15 protein-coding genes and 3 tRNA genes are annotated in these 22,361 nt (G+C 39.0%); 10 read left to right on the top strand and 8 right to left on the bottom strand.

Annotated elements, in window-relative coordinates; genetic code table 11:
- Window positions 1-172 precede the first annotated feature (172 nt).
- Window positions 173-730: a hypothetical protein gene (locus tag PQG54_RS08810; protein WP_271790285.1), complete on the top strand. Its 558-nt coding sequence runs from the start codon at window positions 173-175 to the stop codon at window positions 728-730.
- Window positions 731-836: 106 nt separating this feature from the next.
- Here the strand turns inward: PQG54_RS08810 and PQG54_RS08805 are convergent, their stop codons facing one another.
- From PQG54_RS08805 to PQG54_RS08790, 4 genes are all read right to left on the bottom strand, one after another.
- On the bottom strand, window positions 837-3,086 hold the full coding sequence (locus PQG54_RS08805; protein WP_271790284.1) for a glycoside hydrolase family 3 C-terminal domain-containing protein: 2,250 nt from the start codon (window positions 3,084-3,086) through the stop codon (window positions 837-839).
- Between the two features lie 162 nt (window positions 3,087-3,248).
- Window positions 3,249-5,456 (bottom strand): beta-glucosidase, encoded by a 2,208-nt coding sequence (locus PQG54_RS08800; RefSeq protein ID WP_271790283.1) that lies wholly within the window; start codon window positions 5,454-5,456, stop codon window positions 3,249-3,251.
- 240 nt (window positions 5,457-5,696) lie between these two features.
- Window positions 5,697-7,271 (bottom strand): carbohydrate porin, encoded by a 1,575-nt coding sequence (locus tag PQG54_RS08795; RefSeq protein ID WP_271790282.1) that lies wholly within the window; start codon window positions 7,269-7,271, stop codon window positions 5,697-5,699.
- A 281-nt stretch (window positions 7,272-7,552) separates the two neighbouring features.
- Window positions 7,553-7,628, bottom strand: a tRNA-Asn gene (locus PQG54_RS08790).
- 96 nt (window positions 7,629-7,724) lie between these two features.
- Between PQG54_RS08790 and PQG54_RS08785 the strand changes: the two genes are divergently transcribed.
- Entirely contained in the window at window positions 7,725-8,771 is a 1,047-nt protein-coding gene (locus tag PQG54_RS08785) for an ABC transporter substrate-binding protein (RefSeq protein ID WP_271790281.1), read from the top strand.
- Between the two features lie 54 nt (window positions 8,772-8,825).
- Here PQG54_RS08785 and PQG54_RS08780 read toward each other — a convergent pair whose 3' ends face one another.
- Both PQG54_RS08780 and PQG54_RS08775 read right to left on the bottom strand, forming a co-directional pair.
- Window positions 8,826-9,815 (bottom strand): ferritin-like domain-containing protein, encoded by a 990-nt coding sequence (locus tag PQG54_RS08780; protein WP_271790280.1) that lies wholly within the window; start codon window positions 9,813-9,815, stop codon window positions 8,826-8,828.
- Window positions 9,816-9,839: 24 nt separating this feature from the next.
- Entirely contained in the window at window positions 9,840-10,502 is a 663-nt protein-coding gene (locus tag PQG54_RS08775) for an ATP-dependent Clp protease proteolytic subunit (protein WP_271790279.1), read from the bottom strand.
- Window positions 10,503-10,775: 273 nt separating this feature from the next.
- On the opposite strand from PQG54_RS08775, the gene PQG54_RS08770 reads away from it, so the two are divergent.
- The 7 genes from PQG54_RS08770 (at window position 10,776) to PQG54_RS08740 (ending at window position 17,515) form a co-directional block, all read left to right on the top strand.
- Window positions 10,776-11,777 (top strand): hypothetical protein, encoded by a 1,002-nt coding sequence (locus tag PQG54_RS08770; RefSeq protein ID WP_271790278.1) that lies wholly within the window; start codon window positions 10,776-10,778, stop codon window positions 11,775-11,777.
- A 37-nt stretch (window positions 11,778-11,814) separates the two neighbouring features.
- Window positions 11,815-12,999, top strand: a complete 1,185-nt coding sequence (locus tag PQG54_RS08765) for an LL-diaminopimelate aminotransferase (protein ID WP_271790277.1) — start codon at window positions 11,815-11,817, stop codon at window positions 12,997-12,999.
- Window positions 13,000-13,048: 49 nt separating this feature from the next.
- Window positions 13,049-14,371 carry a homoserine dehydrogenase gene (locus PQG54_RS08760; RefSeq protein ID WP_271790276.1) on the top strand — a complete coding sequence of 441 codons (1,323 nt, stop codon included), beginning with the start codon at window positions 13,049-13,051 and terminating at the stop codon, window positions 14,369-14,371.
- A 27-nt stretch (window positions 14,372-14,398) separates the two neighbouring features.
- Window positions 14,399-15,397: a class II fructose-bisphosphatase gene (gene glpX, locus PQG54_RS08755; protein ID WP_271790275.1), complete on the top strand. Its 999-nt coding sequence runs from the start codon at window positions 14,399-14,401 to the stop codon at window positions 15,395-15,397.
- Between the two features lie 106 nt (window positions 15,398-15,503).
- A complete protein-coding gene (gene recJ, locus PQG54_RS08750; RefSeq protein WP_370866916.1) occupies window positions 15,504-17,237 on the top strand; it encodes a single-stranded-DNA-specific exonuclease RecJ in 1,734 nt (577 codons plus the stop codon).
- A gap of 52 nt (window positions 17,238-17,289) precedes the next feature.
- Window positions 17,290-17,365 (top strand) — tRNA-Glu (locus PQG54_RS08745).
- Between the two features lie 74 nt (window positions 17,366-17,439).
- Window positions 17,440-17,515 (top strand) — tRNA-Glu (locus PQG54_RS08740).
- Window positions 17,516-17,720: 205 nt separating this feature from the next.
- On the opposite strand, the gene PQG54_RS08735 is transcribed toward PQG54_RS08740, so the two are convergent.
- Together PQG54_RS08735 and ilvD are read right to left on the bottom strand one after the other, a co-directional pair.
- Window positions 17,721-18,887, bottom strand: coding sequence for a glycosyltransferase family 61 protein (locus PQG54_RS08735; RefSeq protein ID WP_271790815.1), 1,167 nt, complete (start codon window positions 18,885-18,887; stop codon window positions 17,721-17,723).
- A gap of 86 nt (window positions 18,888-18,973) precedes the next feature.
- Complete coding sequence (gene ilvD / locus PQG54_RS08730) at window positions 18,974-20,809, bottom strand: dihydroxy-acid dehydratase (RefSeq protein WP_271790814.1); 1,836 nt, start codon at window positions 20,807-20,809, stop codon at window positions 18,974-18,976.
- A gap of 371 nt (window positions 20,810-21,180) precedes the next feature.
- Between ilvD and PQG54_RS08725 the strand changes: the two genes are divergently transcribed.
- Window positions 21,181-22,098: a restriction endonuclease gene (locus tag PQG54_RS08725; RefSeq protein ID WP_271790813.1), complete on the top strand. Its 918-nt coding sequence runs from the start codon at window positions 21,181-21,183 to the stop codon at window positions 22,096-22,098.
- Window positions 22,099-22,361 lie beyond the last annotated feature (263 nt).

Here is a 22,361-nt window from a genome sequence, read left to right as displayed (position 1 = left end):
CCTATCAATTAAATCAATTTATTTATCTACCAACATTATATGCTGGTGGCTTTCTAGAGAGGAGTTATATCGAGCCATTTTGTGCGTATTGAAGAGCAGTTTTCTAGCTATTTATCTAATGGATTCTTATGTTAACTTGTGATATGAGTGTATATTAAAGCGGTGTGATTACATGAAATTTATTCAAGATAATCGAATTACGTTAGACCCATTCGAAGTTAAATTATTTACCAGTCGAATTTATATGAATGGACGTCGCACGCGATATACACTCCGTGGAAAGTGCTTAGAAAAAGTTGTCCAAATTTATTCTTACTATTTACTTTTTGTTTCTCTAAGACCTTACGGACAAAGTTTAGAAGAGCCTATAGAGGCTTGCTATATCTATTTAATTACCTCATCGGGTAAAATTCTTGAACGTTGGAGTATAGACGCTGCATCAGATCAAGAAAAAGCAGAATTTGAGAGTGAACATGGCTTCTGCTGGGTTTACGACCCATTATGTTATGGATCTTTAGAAAAATTTCACCTTGTTCCCCCGAATAAAATTACTTTTGTATTTGACTACAATACTTACAGTATCGAAGTTTTCGAAAAGCTTATTTTTCCATGGTCTACTGATTTTTCAATGAATGATTATAGAAAAAGGTTCAGAAAATATTGTAAATTTATTAGCCGCTATACCCCTAAATTTTGGAGCCGTTTAAAGTTTGATATTATTAAAAGTTAAACAGGTAATTTTATCAAATAAATTAACGTTTCATAGACATTGTCATATTAAAGTAGCCACGGCTAAGATAACCGTGGCTACATAAAATAACTCAACAAAAAATAAATTAATCAGCCAAATTCATTTTATCAAGATGAACCGTTGTTTTCACGCCTTCATTAGAAAGTGCGTCAGGTTTCACAGCAATCGTATAAGTACCTGCTGGTAATTCCCAATGATGGGCTTTGGGTTCATAATTCGCAATCGCTTGTAAAGCCAATGGTATTGAAACTGTTTTTGTTTCCCCTGCCTTTAACGCAACTTTATCAAATCCAAGCAAACGACTGGTTGTGCCATCTGGTATCGTGCCATATACCTGAACCGCATCCGCACCATCTTTGTTACCTGTATTTTCAACCGTAACTTCGGCGGTCATGGTCGGGTTTTTACCAGATAAATTATTATTCAAGGTGATCTTATTATATTTAAATGTCGTATAAGATAATCCATATCCAAATGGATAAAGTGGCGTAATCTTTTTATCTTGATACCAACGATAGCCAACATTGGCTTTATCGACATCCAAACTAAAAGTCTTAATGCCTGATAAATCAGGCTTATCTTCTTTTACAGGATCATCTTCGTTCCATCGTTGCCCAGCATTGGTAATTTTAGGATATGGAACTTGTGCCAAAGATTTAGGCCAGGTAATAGTTAAACGCCCAGATGGGTTAACTTTACCAAATAAAATATTAGCAATCGCTTGCCCACCTGATGTGCCTGGGAACCAAGCTTCAACCACTGCATCGACATTATTTAACCAAGGCATTTCAACAGGATTTCCTGTTTCCAAAACAACTACAACCGGTTTTCCTGCTTTAGCAACCGCTTCAATTAACTGATTTTGATTGCCAGGCAAGCTCATATCTGCATTATCGAAACTTTCAGCACTCCATTTGGTTGCAAATACAATCACAACATCTGATTGGCTGGCTAATTTAACCGCTTCATCAATATTGTTTCCTTCAGCAAATTGTATCTTAGCCTTTGGAGCCAATGCTTGAATTGCTTTCATGGGTGAGGATGGAAAATAAGATGCAGGGCCAGGCCATGTTTGCATACTGGTAGGATCAGTAATATTCCCTCCTCTTGCTGTGACTTGAGAAGAACCACCACCAGACAGAACACCTTTATCAGCTTTACCACCAATAATCGCAATATTCTTCACTGTTGCAGCTAAAGGTAAAATATTCTGTTTATTTTGAAGGAGTACAATCCCATTTTCTGCGACTTTCTGTGAAATAGCCTCATGCGCAGCGACATCTTCGGATTGAGTCGACTTTACGGCTGGATGGTCATAAGCTCCAACTTGAATTAACCCATATAATACACGATATGCCATGTCATCAAGACGGCTTTGTGGAACCTCACCTTTAGCAATGGCTTCTTTTAAATCTTTACCAAAATAGATCTTATTATCAAACTGGTCGGCAGCAGATTCTTGATCTAATCCTGCATTGGCAGCTTTAACTGTACTATGACCCGCCCCCCAATCGGTCATAATATATCCCTGATATCCCCATTCTTTTTTAGGAAGTTGTAATAGGTAGCTATTTTCACAACTATAATCCCCATTCACTTTATTATAGGCGCACATAATCGAACCAGGATTACCTTTTTTAATCGCAATTTCAAAAGCAAGTAGGTCTGATTCTCTTCCTTCTTTTTCACCAACCTTCATATCAATTTTTTTGCGGTTGGTTTCAATATTATTAAACGCAAGATGTTTAGCCGTTGAAACAACATGTTGACTTTGAACACCTTTTATTTGCTCTGCACCGATGTTTCCTGCCAAGATCGGATCTTCGCCAAGATATTCAAAATTACGACCAATTCTTGGATCTCTGGTTAAGACCATACCACCGCCTAATAGAACATTAAAGCCACGATGAAATGCCTCTGCACCTGTCATCTTCCCCGCTTCATAAGCAAGGTTTCGATCAAATGTTCCAGACAAAATTTGACCACTTGGTAATGAAGTAGCAGCATCGTTTAGACGAATATGATTTGGATTAGTGACCCCTAGTCCAGCATCAGTGATTTGTTGTGCTGGGATACCTAATCTAGGGATACCCGCAACATAAGCTGCACTGCCCAGAGCGCCCTTGGGAATAGGTAAATGTTTAGACCCATTATCAACCGCATACTGACTAGCAACTAGTTGCAATTTTTCATCTTGCGTCATTGCCTTAACTAAGGCTTTTGCACGAGCTTCTGCGGAAAGAGATGTGTCTTTCCAACTTGCTTCTCCTGCATGTCCAATTGATGGAACACCGACAAGAATAGATGACAGTAAAAATAACTGAGATAATTTCACAAGAATGTCCTTCTATAATCAAAATATATTCTACTATTAGCTTATATTTATTTCGAACAGTCAATATTGATTGAGGGTTGTACACGTTATGTTGTTATAAGAATACAGCCACGGCTAAAAGAACCGTGGCTGCATAAGAATTCTACTTAATAAAGAATATGATCAATCAGGCAGATCAATCTTATCCAAGTGCATCGTTGTTTTTAAGCCATCAGTAGACAACGCATTTGGTCTGACAAAAATTTCATAAGACCCTGGGTTAATTTCCCAGTCATGTTTTTCAGGAAGGTAATGAGACAAACTGGCCGGAAACAAGGTCACTGCAACAGTTTTTGTTTCACCTGCTTTCAAATCAACCTTTTTAAACCCAAGTAAACGACTTGGTGTTCCATCAGGCATCTTTCCATAAACCTGAATAACATCAGCACCGTCGCGCTTTCCTGTGTTTTCTATCGTCACATTAGCCGTAATTAAATGTTGATCTGATGTGAAATCTTTAACAACGTTAATTTTTTTATACTTAAAAGTTGTATAGGATAAGCCATACCCAAAGGAATAAAGAGGCGTTAAACGTTTTTGTTCATACCAACGATATCCAACATTCGCACCATCTTCATTTAAGTTAACCGAAGAAACCAGTTGGTTATGTGCAGAATATTGTTTCACATTTAACTTTTGTATCGCAGGCATATGCCCCGCACCAGCGATATACGGATAAGGAACTTGACTTAACGCTTTTGGCCATGTGGTTGTCAAACGTCCAGATGGGTTTACTTTGCCAAATAAAATATTAGCAATAGCTGGCCCGCCAGAAGTTCCCGGATACCAAGCTTCAACAACAGCATCAACATTATTTAGCCAAGGCATTTCCACAGGGTTACCCGTTTCCAAAACAACAATCACGGGTTTGCCTGTTTTCGCAACGGCTTCAATTAGTTGGTTTTGATTACCAAACAATTCTAGATTGGCACTATCAAATCCCTCTGCACTCCATTTAGTGGCGAAAACAATCGCCACATCAGCATGACTTGCCAATGCAACAGCTTCTTGAATATTATTTCCTGTCGCAAAATCAACTTTTGTATTTGGTGCCAGTGCTTGAATCGCTTTCATCGGGGAAGATGGAAAATAGGAAACAGGCCCTGGCCAAATTTGTGTTCTTGTTTGGTCAATAATATTACCCCCTCTAGCCGTCACCTGAGAAGACCCTCCTCCTGACATTACGCCCTGATCGGCCTTACCACCAATAATCGCAATCTTTTTAATTTGAGGAGATAAAGGTAAAACATTATGAGAATTCTTTAACAAAACAATCCCATTTTCCGCAACTTTTTGTGAAACAGCTTCATTTGCTGCAACGTCTTCGGGTTGATTTGATTTATAAGATGGATGATCGTATGCACCAACATCCATCAAACTATATACAATCCGATAAACCATATTATCCAAACGACCCTGTGATACTTCACCTTTGGCAATGGCTCGTTTTAAATCTTTACCAAAAAACACTTTTGAATCAAATGAAGCACCAGATTCCTGATCCAAACCTGCGTTGGCAGATTTTTCAGTACTATGCGTTGCGCCCCAGTCTGTTAGGATATATCCTCGATATGCCCAATTTTTTTTCGGTAATTGCAGCAAATAACTATTTTCACAACTATAATCCCCATTGACTTTGTTATAAGCACACATAATTGCACCAGGTTTCCCTTGTTTTACTGCAATCTCAAAAGCCAACAAATCTGATTCTCTTGCTTCTTTCTCACCAATACGCATATCAACCTTCATACGATTGGTTTCAATGGCTCCAAAAGCAAATTGTTTTGCTGTTGCAATTACATGCTGACTTTGCACCCCTTGAATCTGAGCTGCTGCCATGTTGCCTGCAACCAATGAATCTTCACCTAAATATTCGAAATTGCGACCATTTCTGGGGTCTCGAACTAATACAGCTCCCCCACCACCAAGAAGGACATTAAATCCTCTGTGATAAGCCTCTTTACCCATCATCTGACCCGCTTCGTAGGCAAGGTCTGGATCAAAAGTTCCTGATAAAATTTGTCCACTGGGCAACGAAGTCGCAGCATCACCAGGTCTTACATTTTGGGGATTTGTAATGCCCAAACTTGCATCGGTAATTTGTTGCGCTGGAATACCTAAACGAGGAATACCAGGCACATATCCCGCAGAACCTAAAGCTTCTTTCGGAACAGATTCGTTTCCTGGCCCACCATGAACCCCATAACGACTAACTACTAATTGTAGTTTTTCCTCTTGTGTCATCGCTTTGACTAATGCTTTTGCACGCGCTTCTGTAGATAATGAAGAATCTTTCCATACTGGCTCGACAGATAATGCTAAACTAGGCATGCTTACAAGCATAGAGGACATAAGAAAAATATGGGATATTTTCATGATGGCAGCCTTTATAAAATAATTAATAACGTATTGATATATTCTACTCTTAAAATTAAATAATCGACTAAACAAATCAACAAAACAATTTAAAACCTTTTTCGCAAAATTTATAAATAAAAAAGGCTTTAATAACTATTTTAACCATAATTATTAAAACCTGTCCTTTTATTACTTATGTCTAAACAGTTTGAATTAGAAATCTATACGACTTTTAAATCCTAAAAATGCAGCATCTTTGATATTTTTTTGCGCATTCGGATGAATTTCATACTGGAAATCTGGTTGAAAACGAACACCTCTATATACATGTATAATATAGGTTGCTTCAAAACTGGTTTCAGAGGTTTGTATTCCCGTTGCGTCACCAATATTTTGAATAGGGAAACCATGCGCCAAATTATAACGCTGTGCATCACGCATTTTACCACTCATAATTTGGTGTATAAATAAAAGACCAAAAGCATCCATCGGTCTGGCTTTCCAAAAGCCTGTATTAATCATCCCAACAATGACTTGATTTTGACGTTGAAATGTCAAAGGGTTACTGTGAACAAAGCCAACATAACCAATAACACCATTTAAATCGCCAGGACCATTACGGTGAAACATCTGATCCAATAGCAACCATTCAACATCACGACCACGTTTCCAACGTTGATCGGAACCATTCATTGCTGTAATTTTTTTTCCATTTAATCCACTCCCCCAAACAGGATAAGAGGACGTATCATAAGCAAAACCAGCTTTGTAATGACCAACCAGATCATTTTTACCCCAATGTGGTTCATATCCAACTTCAAGTGGGAATTCACCACCAGCGTCACTGCCCGTTCTGACCAATGAAGCCCAACCAGCACGATGTCCAGAGGCATTACCATAGGCCGCACGACTGACTTGAAATATTCCAATACGAACATAAAAATGCTCTATAGGACGAAATAAAGTTGTCATTCCCCATGTTGAATCTGGCCAAGCATTAAACCCAGCTGCTTGTCCGGTCAAAGGTTTGGGGTTACCGCACAGACCGTTATTCATAAAGTAACAGTGAATTGGACTGGTCGCATAAAACCCACCCACACTTGTACGGCCAAAAGAGGTAACGATCTTACCATCCATAAAATATTTATCACTATAAAGATTCACCAACTTTGCAACAACGTTGCCACCAGCACCGTAAATTTCCTGAACCTGAGTAATATTTTCTCCTATGGTTTTACCCAAATTATTTCCATAACGACCTAATACAGTCATATGAGAAACTAATCCATCCGTTAGCCAGTTTTTGCCAACAAGGGTACTCCAGTCAACATCAAGGTTGGCATCTACAGCGCCTGCATTTGTCGCGCCCTTTTTCTTTCCTCCAGTAATATTGCCTGCAAATTCGTTTTGATTATCTAAATTTAAGTTAATACCACGTTTATAAAGCCAAGGATTAATCCCACCCCACGTACCAAACAAATGCTCTGGTTGAGGAAGCAAAGGATTACCCTCTGTTTTTAAACGTTCAATATCTTTGGCGTTACTTTGGACACGACCGATTGCTGTTTTCCAGTCTCCACCCCCACCTGCTGGCACCAAATGCCAATCTGTTAATCCATTCAAGGGTGAGTTATCATCTGTGAACTCTTCTGTTGATGGTTTATTCTTTTGTCCATCTGCTTTTGCAGCAGAATCAAATAAAACCATTCCCCCCATAACTAGCAAACAAGACAGAAAAGAAAATTCTTTTTTCCGTAAAAGGCTGGGTTTATTCCAAAATAATGCCATATTTACCTATTATCGTGTTTAGACGTTAAAAAATCACTAAATTAACAAAGCAATAAAGACAATCACTCTTTATACAGCTGCTTTATTATCTAGAACGAGCCAAGCATTATATAAATATAGTTTGCTCAACTGTCATAGTAAAATTAATGTAATTTCAGATCATTAAAACGAAATAAAAACATACAGTGTTAAAATAGAAACAACCATATATTTACATAAATTTAATGGCAATAACTTTGAATATAGGTGGGGATAAGTTGATAATTCTTTTAGAGAATATATGGCTCCCGAAGTAGGACTCGAACCTACGACCGAGCGATTAACAGTCGCTAGCTCTACCAACTGAGCTATTCGGGATCAGCCATGCACACTCTATAGCCTAATTTGATATTAATGGTAAAGTGTTTTTTTTAATTTTTTGTAATTTTTTTTAAATTTTAGTAAATATATCTTATGAATATTCAGAACAAATCTCAGAAGTCTTTAATAACACGCAGAAAAACACTCCTTGGTCTTGCTGGAACTTTTTTCCTTGCAGGCGGAGGTGGATATACATCTTACCACCTTATTACTCATAAAAAAAATTTGATTGGTGAATATAAACCTCAATCTATTCGTATTGCATGGCCAAAAAGTGAAATCGATTCACTGTTAACAATTGCCCACACAGAAGATTTCTTTCAAAATTATGGTTTAAACGTAACAATTCTGCCCAATATTCAAAACCACCTACAAGCATTGGATGCTTTTAAAAATAATATGTGCGATGCAACTGTTTTATCTGTTTTAGATTGGTTACCTAATCTTTTAACTGGAATGCAAGCTCGGCTATTGGTTGGCATCAGTGGTGGTAATTTCCGTCTTCTAGTTTCTAAAAAAAGCCGAATCGACAGATTAGTTGATCTAGCAGACTTAAAAATTGCAACACGCCGTCATGCAGAAAAAGAACGTCTTTTCTTTTCCATTTTATTAAGGCGTAAAGGCCTAAACCCTGAACGAAATATCAAATGGGTTGAAATGGAAAAAGAAGAACTATTACCAGCATTATTGTCTAATCAAGTACAAGCTATTATTGGATATGACCCTTTTATGTGGGAAATCTTAAGTAATGCCAACAAACAAATCTTTGAGTTGGCTGGCAGCCAGACTGGCAGCTGGAGCTCCAGAGCCAATCGGATTCTTGGCATCAACAACCAATTTTTAAAAAAGAACCCCGATATTGCTGTGCCTTTGGCATTGAGTATCCGACAATCTTCGAAATGGCAAACGCAACATTTACAAGAAACCAGCATATTGCTTGCCGACGAATGGAAGGGTATGAACTCAAAACAAATTTTACAAATGTTAAAAAATGAAAATCAAAACATTGCCCCGATCAATAATCAATTATGGGAACAAATAGCTCAATATATTGATGAGTTTAAACTGTTAGGAAAAGTTCCAAACAATCTGAGTTCAAGTCGTACAGCCAGACAATTTTGTTTGCCCATCAAGACATAAAAAATCCTCTTTCAGATTACTTTGAAAGAGGATGAAAATGAATCATTCAGATTATCAACCAATTTGTTTGTTTTTTATCTTTTCTGGCAAAATACGTAATAGTAATTTTGTTAAAAATGGTGCTGTCTTGGGTCTGACCAAGCGACGATCATAGCCGGCAAAACGACGATCGTTTTCAGCAAGACATAATTTTAAAAATTCTTTAAGTGTCGTCTTTTCTTTTCCCAACTCAGCAACACCATTAATGGTAAAGTTATTATCTTCGTAATATTCCTGTCCATCAACGTCGACATCTCTAATTAACCCCATACGTTCATAAATTAAAAATGCATGGACGGCCCATAGTTTAACTTCGAATTTTGCCCTTTTTAATAAAGGCATATTTTTACGATGCCAAGCAAGCCAATTCGCAAAAAGCAAGATATGACGACACTCTTCTTGCATTACGGGTTCAAACGTTTCAATAAGCTCTTTTGTAAAAAAACCAGACTTTTCAGCAATAGCAAATAAACCAAAAGCAAAAAAACTATCCCAACATTCGCTAAATCCTGTGACCATATAGGCCCATTCTGCATCTTTGGGTGCTTGGTATTCCTGCTCTTGAGCTAGGGGAATACCATAAAATTTGACCATATCCTCAAGAACTTCTTTATGGCGGTTTTCTTCCCAAGCATTTCTGGCGATGGCATCTGCCACTTCGGGATCAAGCAATTCATTTACAAAAGCTGCCATTCTAAGGCGTGCTTTACCTTCTGTGTGAACAGCAATATCCCAGATCGGCAGACTTTTTAACCGATTAATTTCTCCTTCGCTTAATTTTGGCCAATCCATAAAAGTAGGTCTATAGGGGTTAAATGTCTCACGAAACATCTGACACATTGCCTGCTTGTGCTCTTTACTACCGATTTTTATCGAACCAGGAATAGCACTCATCCAATGGCGTACTCGATAATTCATTTCCTCTAACTCTTTATCAGATTTAGGCTGAGGTAAATCGTGCAAATTTTCAGGTAACTGCGTGTAAATCGCTTCTAAATTAGACATTTAACCAAATCTCCCTCGATGAAATTATTTTAAGTCAGACCATGTATGAATAATTTTGCTGACTAATCCATATTCAATTGCCTCTTTTGCGGACATCCAGTAATTGCGGTCTGTATCTTTTGCAATTTTTTCATAAGAATGACCAGTTTCCTTGGCAAAAATATAGTTTAAACGCTCACGCATTTTAATAATTTCTCTTGCTTCAATATCAATATCGGTCGCTGGACCTCTGACCCCACCCATAGGTTGATGGAGTAAAAAACGCGTGTTAGGCAAACAGAAACGACGTTCTTTGTGACCTGCAGCAAAAATCAACGCGCCAGCAGATGCAACCCATCCTGTACCAATCATATTCACAGGCGCATGCGCATCAACAAAGCGAATCATATCGTGAATGGTATCGCCACTTTCAACATGACCACCAGGTGAGTTCACATAAACATCAATTGGACGATCAGAATCATATGCCAAAGCCAACAGACGCGCGGTTACTTCCTTGGCTAATTTGTCATGAACTTCACCAAATATTAAAATTTTGCGCTCTTTAAAAAGTTTGCTTTCCAATACTGAACTTGATGGGGCTGAATTTTCTTCCTTTTCATTTTTTTCTGAGGGATTTACGGGTTCTTCTGGATCATTATCATCTAAAATTATCGCATCATGCGACGTCGTTTGCATAAAATTCATTTATCTTCCCCTTAATATTACAAAGTCAATAAAACATATAAACTGCATATAAATACATTTGTTGCTAATCCTTATACACTTCAACAATCAGAATAGAAAATAATTTAGTGTTCTTTATATAAAAACCACTATTTTTTTAATATATTTTCTTTTGGCCATGATTTTTCATGATTATTTTCCAAGTGTTGCAAAAGGAAAATAGCGTATTCGTAAAAAAACCTATAATACTATTAAAATTATTTAATGCTGTTTTTAAATTTAAGGTTCAAAAGAGTGTCCTTTATCCGTCAACCAGTTTTTCGATATAGTTTATTCATCGGTTTTTTAGGGTTAACAAGCTGTGCAAATAGTCCTGTTATTAAAACGCCCGTGGGCTGGTACCACAATATTGAAGGCGGGATCGTCTCACAACCTCGCCTGCCTGTCCCTGGAAACGATCAATCTTATCCTTATGTTGGATTAACACCAACCCAACCCCCTGCGCTGCCGTCCCCTGCGTTAAGAAATGAAATTACGAACTCATTAACCAGGGATAGAACCTTATCTGATTGGCAAAATACGGTTACACCTCTTGAAATTCCAAAAATTCCAGCTGCACCTCAACAAGTAGCAGACAATAAACAAGCACCCCGTACAGACCAATCAAAAACAACAGAAAATAATCAAAATTCACAAACATCATCCGCATCCTTTGACGCTGTTGGACAGGATCCAACACCTCCTGATCCGAAGCAGCCAGATAGTCCACCACCTAAAGAAACCAAAAAACCAGAAGAAAAACCCAAAGAATCGAAAAAAGAACCCCCTCCGGCACCTGTGCCTGTGGTAATGCCCGCTCTGCGCGCACAAATTGATAATCAGACTGTTGTCATTCCTGAAATTCCTGTGAACCCACCTGCGCCCTCGAAATTTCCTGGTTTTAATATTCCTTCTGATGCGCATCTCCCCCCTGTATTTCAACCCGCAGCTTTACCTTTGGAGGCTCCAAAGGGAGATTTAATCACATTTCCTGTTGATTCAGATACACCCAATCCTAAACAAGATGGGCTTATCAATTCGATTGCTTGGCAACGCCATGGACGCACCATTTTTGTTCACGGATATGGGGATGCTTATTCAATTTCACCGGATTCACAATCAAAAGCATTATCTTTGGCATTATTACGTGCAAAAACAGTTGCAAAAATGTTAATTGCTCATAATGTACCAGAATCGTCTATTATCATTCGTGCACATGCTATCGGCCATGGTGTCCGAATTCGAATGGACGAATAATTTATTATTTTAACATTTTCACAGAATAGAGTTTCCTATGACCGAAGAATTTCATCGCATACGCCGCCTCCCTCCTTATGTCTTTGCAGAAGTTAACGCGGCGAAAAAAGCGGCACGTGCGCGCGGTGAAGACATTATCGATCTCGGCATGGGAAACCCAGACAGCCGCCCACCAGAACATGTGGTGCAAAAATTAGTTGAAGCAACTTCATCCTCTCGTGTGCATGGATATTCCGTAAGCCGTGGAATTCCTGGGCTGCGTAAAGCATTAGTCAATTATTATCAACGTCGTTTCAATGTATCTTTGGATCCAGAAAACGAAGCAATCGTGACATTGGGTTCCAAAGAAGGCTTGGCCAATTTAGCATCCGCTATTACCAGCCCAGGGGACACAATTTTAGTTCCCAATCCATCTTATCCCATTCATCAATTTGGATTTATCATTGCAGGGGCAGCGGTACGCTCTATTCCTGCAACACCAGACGAAAATATGCTCGAAGCCTTGCATAGAGCGGTTCATCATTCGATTCCCAAACCCACCGCATTAATCGTGAATTTCCCATCCAATCCCACATCCTATGTTGCCAGCTTAGATTTCTATCGTGAACTGGTCGCGTTTGCTAAAAAAGAATCCATTTGGATTCTGTCAGACCTTGCTTATGCAGAGCTGTATTATGGTGACCAAATTCCACCTTCTATCTTGGAAGTGCCTGGCGCGAAAGACATCGCAGTTGAATTTACTTCTATGTCAAAAACCTATTCCATGGCTGGTTGGCGCATTGGTTTTGCCGCCGGTAATCCTAAACTAATCGCTGCTTTGACTCGCATTAAATCTTATCTTGACTATGGGGCATTTACCCCTATTCAGATTGCTGCGGTTGCTGCATTAAATGGCCCACAAGATTATATCCAAGAAATGCGTGATCTCTACAAAGATCGCCGTGATACCTTGATTAAAGGCCTCCATAATGCGGGGTGGGATGTCCCTTCACCACCAGCCTCTATGTTTGCTTGGGCACCTATTCCAGAGCAATTCAAACATTTGGGCAGTGTCGAATTTTCCAAATTGCTCCTGAAGGAAGCACAGGTTGCTGTCGCACCTGGCTTGGGCTTTGGCGAATATGGCGATGATTTTGTTCGTATTGGTTTGGTTGAAAATACCCAAAGATTACGACAAGCTTGTCGCTCTATTAAAAACTTTATGAATTCTCATTCGAAATAATAAAGTTAAACGAATATCTATATATCTATCGTAACCTGGAGAACATTTTATGAGTAACCCGTCTGTAAGCAAACCATTAAAACTGGGAATTGCTGGTCTTGGAACCGTAGGAGGTGGCGTTGTCCGCCTTTTACAAGCCAACGCCAATGCTGTCACCCACAAAGCTGGTCGTCCTATTGAAATCGTGGCGATCAGTGCCAAAAGCAAAGCAAAAGATCGAGGGATCGATTTATCCCATATTCAATGGGTTGATGACCCAATGGATCTTGTTTCCAATCCTAAGATTGACGTTGTTGTCGAGTTGATTGGTGGCGCCAACGGAATTGCTTATGATTTGGTTTGTGCAGCATTAAAAGCCCACAAAGGCGTGGTTACTGCCAACAAAGCATTAATTGCTTTGCATGGCGATGAATTGGCAAAACTTGCCGAAGAAAAAAATGTTCCACTTTTATTCGAAGCTGCTGTTGCAGGCGGAATTCCTGTTATTAAAACCATCAAAGAAGCATTAACCCCAGACCGTTTAAAACGGATTGGTGGGATCTTAAATGGGACTTGTAACTATATTTTGACTGCCATGGCGAAGACAGGTTGCGCATTTAATGATATTCTTAAAGAAACTCAAGAACTGGGCTATGCCGAAGCAGATCCTTCAACCGATATTGATGGGTTCGATGCAGCGCATAAATTGGCTATTCTAGCCAGCCTAGGTTTTGGACATACGATTCACTTTAAGGATGTTTTTGTTGAAGGTATTCGTGGCATCAATCCAGACGATTTACACTATGCCAAAGAGCTGGGATATACCATCAAATTGATTGGAATTGCACAACAACACCAAGATAACCGTATCGAATTACGCGTTCATCCTGCTTTGTTACCGTGTGATACGCCACTTGCGCGTGTAGATGGTGTGACCAATGCGGTCTTTACCGAAGGCGAATTTTCTGGCCGATTAATGTTAGAAGGTGCTGGTGCAGGAGAAGGACCAACTTCCACCGCAGTCAGTGCTGATATTATTGATATTGCCAGAGGTTCAACCATTCCAATGTGGGGAACCGATTGGAAAGAGTTAACGCCAGCGACCGTTGTCTCTCGCAATGAATTTGTCAAAGCCTATTACATTCGATTAATGGTTCAAGACAAACCTGGTGTTGTTGCGGATATTGCAACCATTTTAAAAGAACATAATGTGTCTTTGCGCAGCTTACTACAACATGGTGCAACCAATGATACTGATGATACACCTATTGTACCTATAATTTTAGTAACGCATAAGACCAAAGAAGAATCGTTACTGCGAGCCTTACAAGCCATTCAAAAACTCCCAGTTATTACAGAAAAACATATTATGCTTCGTATTGAAGAAGCATAAGCAGTTATTTTAAGGATATCATTTACTATGCCTCTCTCTTCTCCTACGACCTCAACCTATACTGTTTCTGATCGCAATCTTGCATTAGAACTTGTCAGAGTCACCGAAGCTGCTGCTATTCAATCATTTAGCTGGATTGGCCGAGGGAAAAAGAACGAGGCTGACAATGCCGCAGTAGAGGGAATGAGGCATGCATTTGACACTGTTGCCATTTCTGGAACAGTGGTAATTGGTGAAGGTGAAATGGACGAAGCACCAATGCTTTATATTGGTGAAAACGTCGGTTCCGGTGGCCCAAAAATGGATATTGCTGTTGATCCATTAGAAGGAACTAATCTGACTGCTAAAAACCTTCCTAATGCGATTACGGTGGTTGCCTTGGCTGAAGAGGGCAAATTCCTTCATGCTCCAGATATCTATATGGACAAAATAGCAATTGGCCCTGATTATCCAGAAGGCGTGATTGATATTGATAATTCTATTGAAACCAATTTGCGTAACCTTGCCAAAGCAAAAAAAGTAGATGTTTCTGAAATTACACTAAGCGCATTAGACAGAGACCGCCATCAAGAAATGATTGCCAAGGCTCGTGAAGTCGGCGTGCGGGTTAAACTACTTTCTGATGGGGATGTGGCTGGGATTATTGCTACTTGTATCCCTGACAGTAATGTCGATATATTCATAGGTTCTGGTGGTGCTCCCGAAGGAGTATTAGCAGCAGCTGCACTTCGATGCTTTGATGGGCAAATGCAAGGGCGTTTACTGTTTGAAGATCAATCTCAGATTGATCGTGCCAAAACAATGAGCGAAGGCGATCCTCAAAGAAAACTCTTCTTAGAAGATATGGCCAGTGGCAATGTATTATTCTCTGCAACAGGCGTTACCACGGGCGATATTCTAAAAGGCGTTCAATGGAGAGGAAATTACGTATGGACCAATTCTTTGGTAACACGTTCTCGCTCAAAAACGGTTCGCTTTGTGAATGCACGCCATAATATCTTAGCAAAACCAATGGATATTAAATAAATTTAACTGTTAGCCAGTGTCTGAATTATTAAAAAAACCTTCTTCTGAAGCACCGCTTGCCCTGAATATACAACAAAGCCTTTCTGGGCGGCGGTGGTTATGGCGTATGCCATCCTCTTGCGATCCAACCGCGTTAGATCGCCATGCTCAACATATAGCTCAAAAAGCCTCGCTTTACGACATCGTTGGCAGGATGATTGCCGTGCGTGGGGTCTCACCCCAAGCAGTTGAGCATTTCCTTGATCCAAGGTTAAAAAACTTATTGCCCAACCCCTCTTGTTTGAAAAATATGGACAAAGCAGCCGATCGCATTGCCAAAGCCGTTATTCAACAGGAAAAAATTGCTATTTTCGGCGATTATGATGTTGATGGTGGATGTTCTTCAGCTATTTTAACGCAATATTTTAATGATCTTGACCTCTCCCCTATCGTCTATATTCCTGACCGAATCAAAGAAGGATATGGACCCAATATCCCCGCCTTGCAAAGCCTCATTGATCAAGGCGTGACATTAATTATATGTGTCGATTGTGGGGCTGCTTCACATCAAGTATTTGATGCAACCCCTCAAGATAAAACTGACATTATTGTACTTGACCACCATAAATGCGAGACAGCACCTCATATTTTCGCCAGCGTCAATCCGAATCAATTAGATTGCGATTCAGGATTAGGGTATTTATGTGCTGGTGGGGTCAGTTTTATTGCTTGCATCGCCGTTACCAGAGCTTTGCAGCAGCAGCAATATTTTGAAAATCATCCAAAACCTGATCTTTTCAACTTATTAGACTTAGTGGCACTTTCGACAATTTGTGATGTCATGCCATTAACCGGCTTAAATCGTGCGCTTGTCACGCAAGGGTTGAAAGTTTTAGGGAAGAGAGAACGGATTGGCCTTGCTGCACTACTAGAAGTCTCGGGCGTGCAAAAAGCACCTGATGCATTCAGTTGTGGTTTTGCCTTAGGCCCCAGAATTAATGCTGGCGGTCGTATCTCCGAATCTGATTTGGGATTAAAATTGCTGACTTGTCATAATCCTGTGGAAGCCCATCAATTAGCAGAACGCTTAGACACAATTAACAAACAGCGCCAAAATATTGAACAAGGTGTATTACAACAAGCAACCGACTTAGCGTTAGAACAGCATGAAAAAGGCTCGCCTGTTATTCTATTACATCATAGTGACTGGCATCCTGGCATTGTTGGTATTGTGGCAGGACGAATTAAAGAACAAATCAACAGACCTACCTTGATTGGGGCAGAGCTTTCAGATGGGATGATCAAAGGGTCTGGACGTTCTATTATTGGGCTAGATTTAGGTGCAGCAATTATTGCAGCCAAGCAAGCAGGATTATTACTGCATGGTGGTGGTCATGCTATGGCTGCTGGATATAGCTATCACAAAGATCAAACAGAGGCTTTGCATCAGTTCCTGAATGAATATTTATCCAAAGCTGCTGACGCACCCAGTGTCGTTGATTTAGAAGTCGAAGGCGTCACCACTGTTGCGGGGGCTACGGTTGAACTGGCTAAACAAATAGAGCGTCTGACCCCTTTTGGGAACGGAAATGATGAGCCTTTGATTGTGTTATCTCATGTTCATATTCTGCGCTCTGATAGAATCGGCAAAGACAGCAATACATTACGGTTAACACTGCAAGGGGAAAATGGTGCCAGCATCAAAGCCTTGATGTTTAAGGCCGATCAACATCCGATTACGCCATATTTAGAGGATTATAACAACCGTCGCCCTATGCATTTAGCAGGATGGTTGCGCACAAATAGCTGGAATGGTCGTGAAAATGCAGATTTTTTCATAAAAGATGCAGCTTTTGTATAAATTGTCCTTGACCAAAACCCAATTGCCATGTAAGTAGAACCTCATTGCCTCTGTCCCGTTCGTCTAGAGGCCTAGGACATCGCCCTTTCACGGCGGCAACACGGGTTCGAATCCCGTACGGGACGCCAATCATTACCATAATGATTGTTGGTGTTTATACTACATAGCTCGTTCTGCTATTCAAAAAGAACATATTGCCTCTGTCCCGTTCGTCTAGAGGCCTAGGACATCGCCCTTTCACGGCGGCAACACGGGTTCGAATCCCGTACGGGACGCCAATCATTACCATAATGATTGCGTATAATTAATAAATATCCTATAAATCTTAACATACAGTTCACGGCTATGCCGTTACCTCTTTATTAGTTTCCTACAAAAATCGTAGGACAGCCACCTTTTCAAGGTGATAACACGGATTAAATTCCCTGTAAGACATCAATACCAATACGAGATTTTTAAGTTAGAAAACGATGATCATCCCAATCACCAATTTGGCTTTAATCGATCAATTGCTTGTAACAAATAATCCTCTGTTAATTGATCTTTTGATAAATTAAAATAACAATAGGGTTGCTGTTTCATAGCCGTGATTAGATAAAAACAATTTCTTAAATAGGGCTGTTCAAATTGACGGTTAAATTCTAACAAAGCCGTTCCTGGGCGAGCAAAAACCATATTTGCTAAACCTGCACCATGAGGAGCCATTACAAATTCTGCCTGTCTAAAAAGGGCAACTTGCGTAATAAAATCCATATCTTCTAAACATATTTTTTGGATATCTTTGGTTTGTAAAACACGCTCTATTATTTCTTTTTCTTCATTATTAACTCTACTATCGTGCCCCTTTTCGCGGCTAATATAAATGCGTTTTGGTAATTCAGGCATATTAGGCACATCAAATTTATCAAATAAAGAATAGACTTCAGAAAAAAGCAAATACAACTCAGGCTTAAAATCTGGAATATGCCAACAATAAGATAACTTTTTAACTGGATAAATACCCACATCTAATAAAGTAACGCGATCTTTTAAACCACTCAGCGCAAGTGTTTGTTCATAAGTTGATAAACTATATGCAGGCTGTCTATTTTCAAACAGACTACTTCTTGATGGAAGAACTAACTGCGTTTCAGATGGCAATATAGAATTTGCAAACTGTGTTTTTGAAATTGCATATAATAACCAATGATAATAATTGGTAGAGGCTGCATCGCAACCTACAAAAATATCATCCAATTTATCTCTAAATGGAATATTTTTTATACAACCCTCTCTATCAATTATACGATTTCTAAAACAGGAAGGAGGACCAATAATCTGATAGTCATTTTGAACAATAACACCATATAATTCAGGAGCTATAACAAGATAAGCATTCTCAATGGTGCAAATCTTTAAAGTCCGAGCCTGCATGATGGCTTTTCCACTCTCCTTTCCATCTACAGCAGCAGTATTTCTTATAATCCTTCTCACATCATAAGCTCTTAAGCCCAATTCAAACTCTTGAAATCGTTGAGCATCGTATGCGGTAATAGGCATCGGTAACACGCGTTCTGGGCTATGACTCATATCATAACATTGACCATCTGAAGCAAACGGACCATTAAAATTACCTAAAATTGGCAAAAAAGAAGCATTTTCATTTAACACTATCCATCACCCTCCTTTTGTAAAAGAAATTATTCCGTAAACTTTATAGCATAATTATATTTTATATAATTATGCTATTTATTTTATTACGTAAACAGCTCTTTATTTCTTACCGCACCTTTATCAGCACTAGTTGCCATCATGGCATAGGCTTTCAACGCAAGACTGACTTTTCTAGCACGAGGCTTCGCTGGCTTCCAACCTTTTTGATCTTGCTCTGCACGGCGTTGTTGTAACTCTGCGTCAGAGATATCAAGTTGAATAGAACGATTAGGAATATCAATAATGATTTTATCTCCATCCCGAACCAACCCAATGGCTCCCCCAGATGCCGCTTCTGGGGATACATGCCCAATCGAAAGCCCAGAGGTTCCGCCTGAAAAACGACCATCGGTTAATAACGCACACAATTTGCCAAGATTTTTAGATTTCAAATAGCTAGTGGGATACAACATTTCTTGCATACCTGGCCCACCTTTTGGCCCCTCATAACGAATAATGACAATATCACCAGGTTCGATTTGGTCACTTAAAATTGCTTCAACAGAGGCATCTTGACTTTCGAACACTTTGGCGTTGCCTGTAAAAGTCAAGATAGACTTATCCACACCTGCAGTTTTCACCACACACCCAGCCTCGGCAATGTTACCGTATAAGACTGCAAGACCACCATCTTGAGAATAAGCATGCTCGACGCTACGAATACAACCCTCTTTACGATCAGTGTCTAAGCTCTCCCAACGCTTATCTTGACTAAATGCTTGCTGTGTCGGAACACCACCAGGTGCTGCTTTATAAAACTGTAAAACAGATTCCTCTTTACTACTTGTAATATCCCAATGGCGTAGCGCCTCACCTAATACTTCAAAATGAATGGTTTTTACCGTTGTATCAATCAGACCACCTTTGGCCAACTCAGCCAAGATAGAAAAAATTCCACCTGCACGATGTACGTCTTCAATATGGTATTTTTGAGTGTTGGGCGCCACCTTGCAAAGCTGTGGAACTTGACGAGATAAACGATCGATATTTTCCAAAGTAAATGGAACTTCACCTTCTTGTGCAATGGCTAATAAATGCAAAATGGTATTTGTTGATCCACCCATCGCAATATCCAATGTCATAGCATTTTCAAAAGAAGCAATTTGTGCAATTGAACGGGGTAAAATGCTATCGTCCCCCTGCTCATAATATTGTCTACATAATTCAACTATACGACTTCCTGCACGTTTAAATAATAACTCACGGTCTTTATGAGTTGCTAGCATGGTTCCGTTACCAGGAAAAGATAATCCCAAAGCCTCAGTCAAACAATTCATGGAATTCGCTGTAAACATGCCAGAACATGATCCACAAGTTGGGCAAGCAGAACGTTCATATTCAGCAACATGTGCATCAGAAACGCTATTATCCCCAGCGACAACCATCGCATCGACCAAATCTAACTTACGATCTGAAACATTACTTTTTCCAGCCTCCATAGGACCACCAGAAACAAAGATCACTGGAATATTTAAACGCATCGCAGCCATCAACATACCAGGTGTAATCTTATCGCAGTTTGAAATACAAACCATCGCATCGGCACAATGTGCATTCACCATATATTCAACAGAATCAGCAATGATTTCGCGGCTAGGCAATGAATATAACATACCATCATGCCCCATCGCGATCCCATCATCGACAGCAATCGTGTTGAATTCCTTGGCAACGCCGCCTGCTGCCTCAATTTCCCGTGCAACAACATCACCCAGATCCTTTAAATGAACATGACCTGGCACAAACTGGGTAAAAGAATTCACCACAGCAATAATAGGCTTGTTAAAATCCCCATCTTTCATTCCCGTTGCCCGCCATAATGCACGAGCCCCAGCCATATTACGACCTTGAGTAGAAGTATGTGAACGATATTTGGGCATTTAACAAATCCTATTAAAAATTTAAGAATATATTAAAATATATCCCTCTTATTTTGAAAAATTTCAAGAATAACCTTTGAAACATTATCTATTTAAATCTTAAAGACCAATCAATCATACACCAACATATCACCGCAATCTTCATCTTTTAATAGCAATTTGTAATATATGCATAATTAAAGACCCATTTTATTGTATGTTTTTTTATTAATCCATAAAGCGACTATATAATTTATATTTCATTTCTACTTTATTACGTAATTATAAAATGCTAAACAACAATGTTCCTTTACAATCATTTGTATGAATCTAACAATATAAGCTCTTAGCAAATTGAAGAATATAAAGACATAAATCAGAAAGAGGCTTTTATGGCTATAAATATAACCCCTCGTCTAATTGATTTAACTTATGAAGCCCTTCTCAAATCTTATTGGAGAAAAGAGGCTCTTAAAAAATTTCTTAAGTCATCTAATATTTCTTCTACATTCATTGCAACTTGGTCAGATGATGAGACCAAACGTATCTTTTTAGATCGACTTTTTAATGGATTACAACAAACAGCAAAAGGCAAAGCGGTTATTTCTCACATGGCACATAGCCTATCAGAACAATCGTCTTTTCCTGATCTAAGGGGGCCTTGGGAAGATTCAATTTTAAAAATACAAGCTGCTCACAAAGCAGTGCAAGAGCTAAAATCGTATTTAAAACAACTAAATGAACAAGTTACATCTGAAAAAGAGCGTTTAGAAATACAAAAGCAAGCACGAATTGAAAAAGAACGCATTCAACGATCACAAACTGATAAGCACAAACTGCAACAAGGATTTGAGGCATTACAATCACAAATAGGAACACAAGAAGGAGGATATGCTTTTGAAAAATGGTTTTATCAATTACTTGATTTTTGTGAAATACAAAGTAAACGGCCATATATTACTAGTGGTAGACAAATAGATGGTTCTTTAACTCATGAAGGGACAACCTATCTTTTAGAATTAAAATTTACGAAAAATCTGTCTGGAGTTCAAGAGATCGATTCCTTAAAAGCAAAAGTCAGCAAAATGGCAGATAATACAATGGGCATCATGATATCAGTAAGCGGTTATACTCAAATAGCTATTTCGGAGGCATCTGGAAGTAAAACAACAATACTCATCATGGATGTAAACCACTTATATTTATTTTTCTCTGGTGTTATGAGTTTTAAAGAAATCATATCAAGGATAAGACGTCACGCTTCACAAACAGGTCAAGCATACTTATCAGTAAACGAGTTTAATCATTAATAAAAAAGACGATTAAATTTACCTAAGAAAGCATCATTACCAACTTCACATATCATTACTACAATAAATATTAATAATAGTGAACATCCAATTTACAATACACAATTTAGCCAAGACCAAACATTAAATGATGGTAATTAGATACCTAGGTAGTATAACTATTTATTTTGATATTATATTGAGTTAACTTTATTGAGGCATATGATTTTTATATACAGATACTTGCCTGTTGTGCGCAGAGGAATAAAAAAATTAATTTTTTA

Source organism: Commensalibacter communis, from assembly GCF_947179015.1.
Taxonomy (GTDB): domain Bacteria; phylum Pseudomonadota; class Alphaproteobacteria; order Acetobacterales; family Acetobacteraceae; genus Commensalibacter; species Commensalibacter communis.
Note: the sequence above shows the minus strand (reverse complement) of the source record. Positions and strands in the feature narration are given on the sequence as shown.

Coding starts and splice junctions, on each gene's coding strand:
- PQG54_RS08810 (WP_271790285.1), top strand. CDS start 173: ATGAAATTTATTCAAGATAATCGAATTACGTTAGACCCATTCGAAGTT.
- PQG54_RS08800 (WP_271790283.1), bottom strand. CDS start 5,456: ATGCCTAGTTTAGCATTATCTGTCGAGCCAGTATGGAAAGATTCTTCA.
- PQG54_RS08795 (WP_271790282.1), bottom strand. CDS start 7,271: ATGGCATTATTTTGGAATAAACCCAGCCTTTTACGGAAAAAAGAATTT.
- PQG54_RS08785 (WP_271790281.1), top strand. CDS start 7,725: ATGAATATTCAGAACAAATCTCAGAAGTCTTTAATAACACGCAGAAAA.
- PQG54_RS08780 (WP_271790280.1), bottom strand. CDS start 9,815: ATGTCTAATTTAGAAGCGATTTACACGCAGTTACCTGAAAATTTGCAC.
- PQG54_RS08775 (WP_271790279.1), bottom strand. CDS start 10,502: ATGAATTTTATGCAAACGACGTCGCATGATGCGATAATTTTAGATGAT.
- PQG54_RS08765 (WP_271790277.1), top strand. CDS start 11,815: ATGACCGAAGAATTTCATCGCATACGCCGCCTCCCTCCTTATGTCTTT.
- PQG54_RS08760 (WP_271790276.1), top strand. CDS start 13,049: ATGAGTAACCCGTCTGTAAGCAAACCATTAAAACTGGGAATTGCTGGT.
- glpX (WP_271790275.1), top strand. CDS start 14,399: ATGCCTCTCTCTTCTCCTACGACCTCAACCTATACTGTTTCTGATCGC.
- recJ (WP_370866916.1), top strand. CDS start 15,504: ATGCCATCCTCTTGCGATCCAACCGCGTTAGATCGCCATGCTCAACAT.
- ilvD (WP_271790814.1), bottom strand. CDS start 20,809: ATGCCCAAATATCGTTCACATACTTCTACTCAAGGTCGTAATATGGCT.
- PQG54_RS08725 (WP_271790813.1), top strand. CDS start 21,181: ATGGCTATAAATATAACCCCTCGTCTAATTGATTTAACTTATGAAGCC.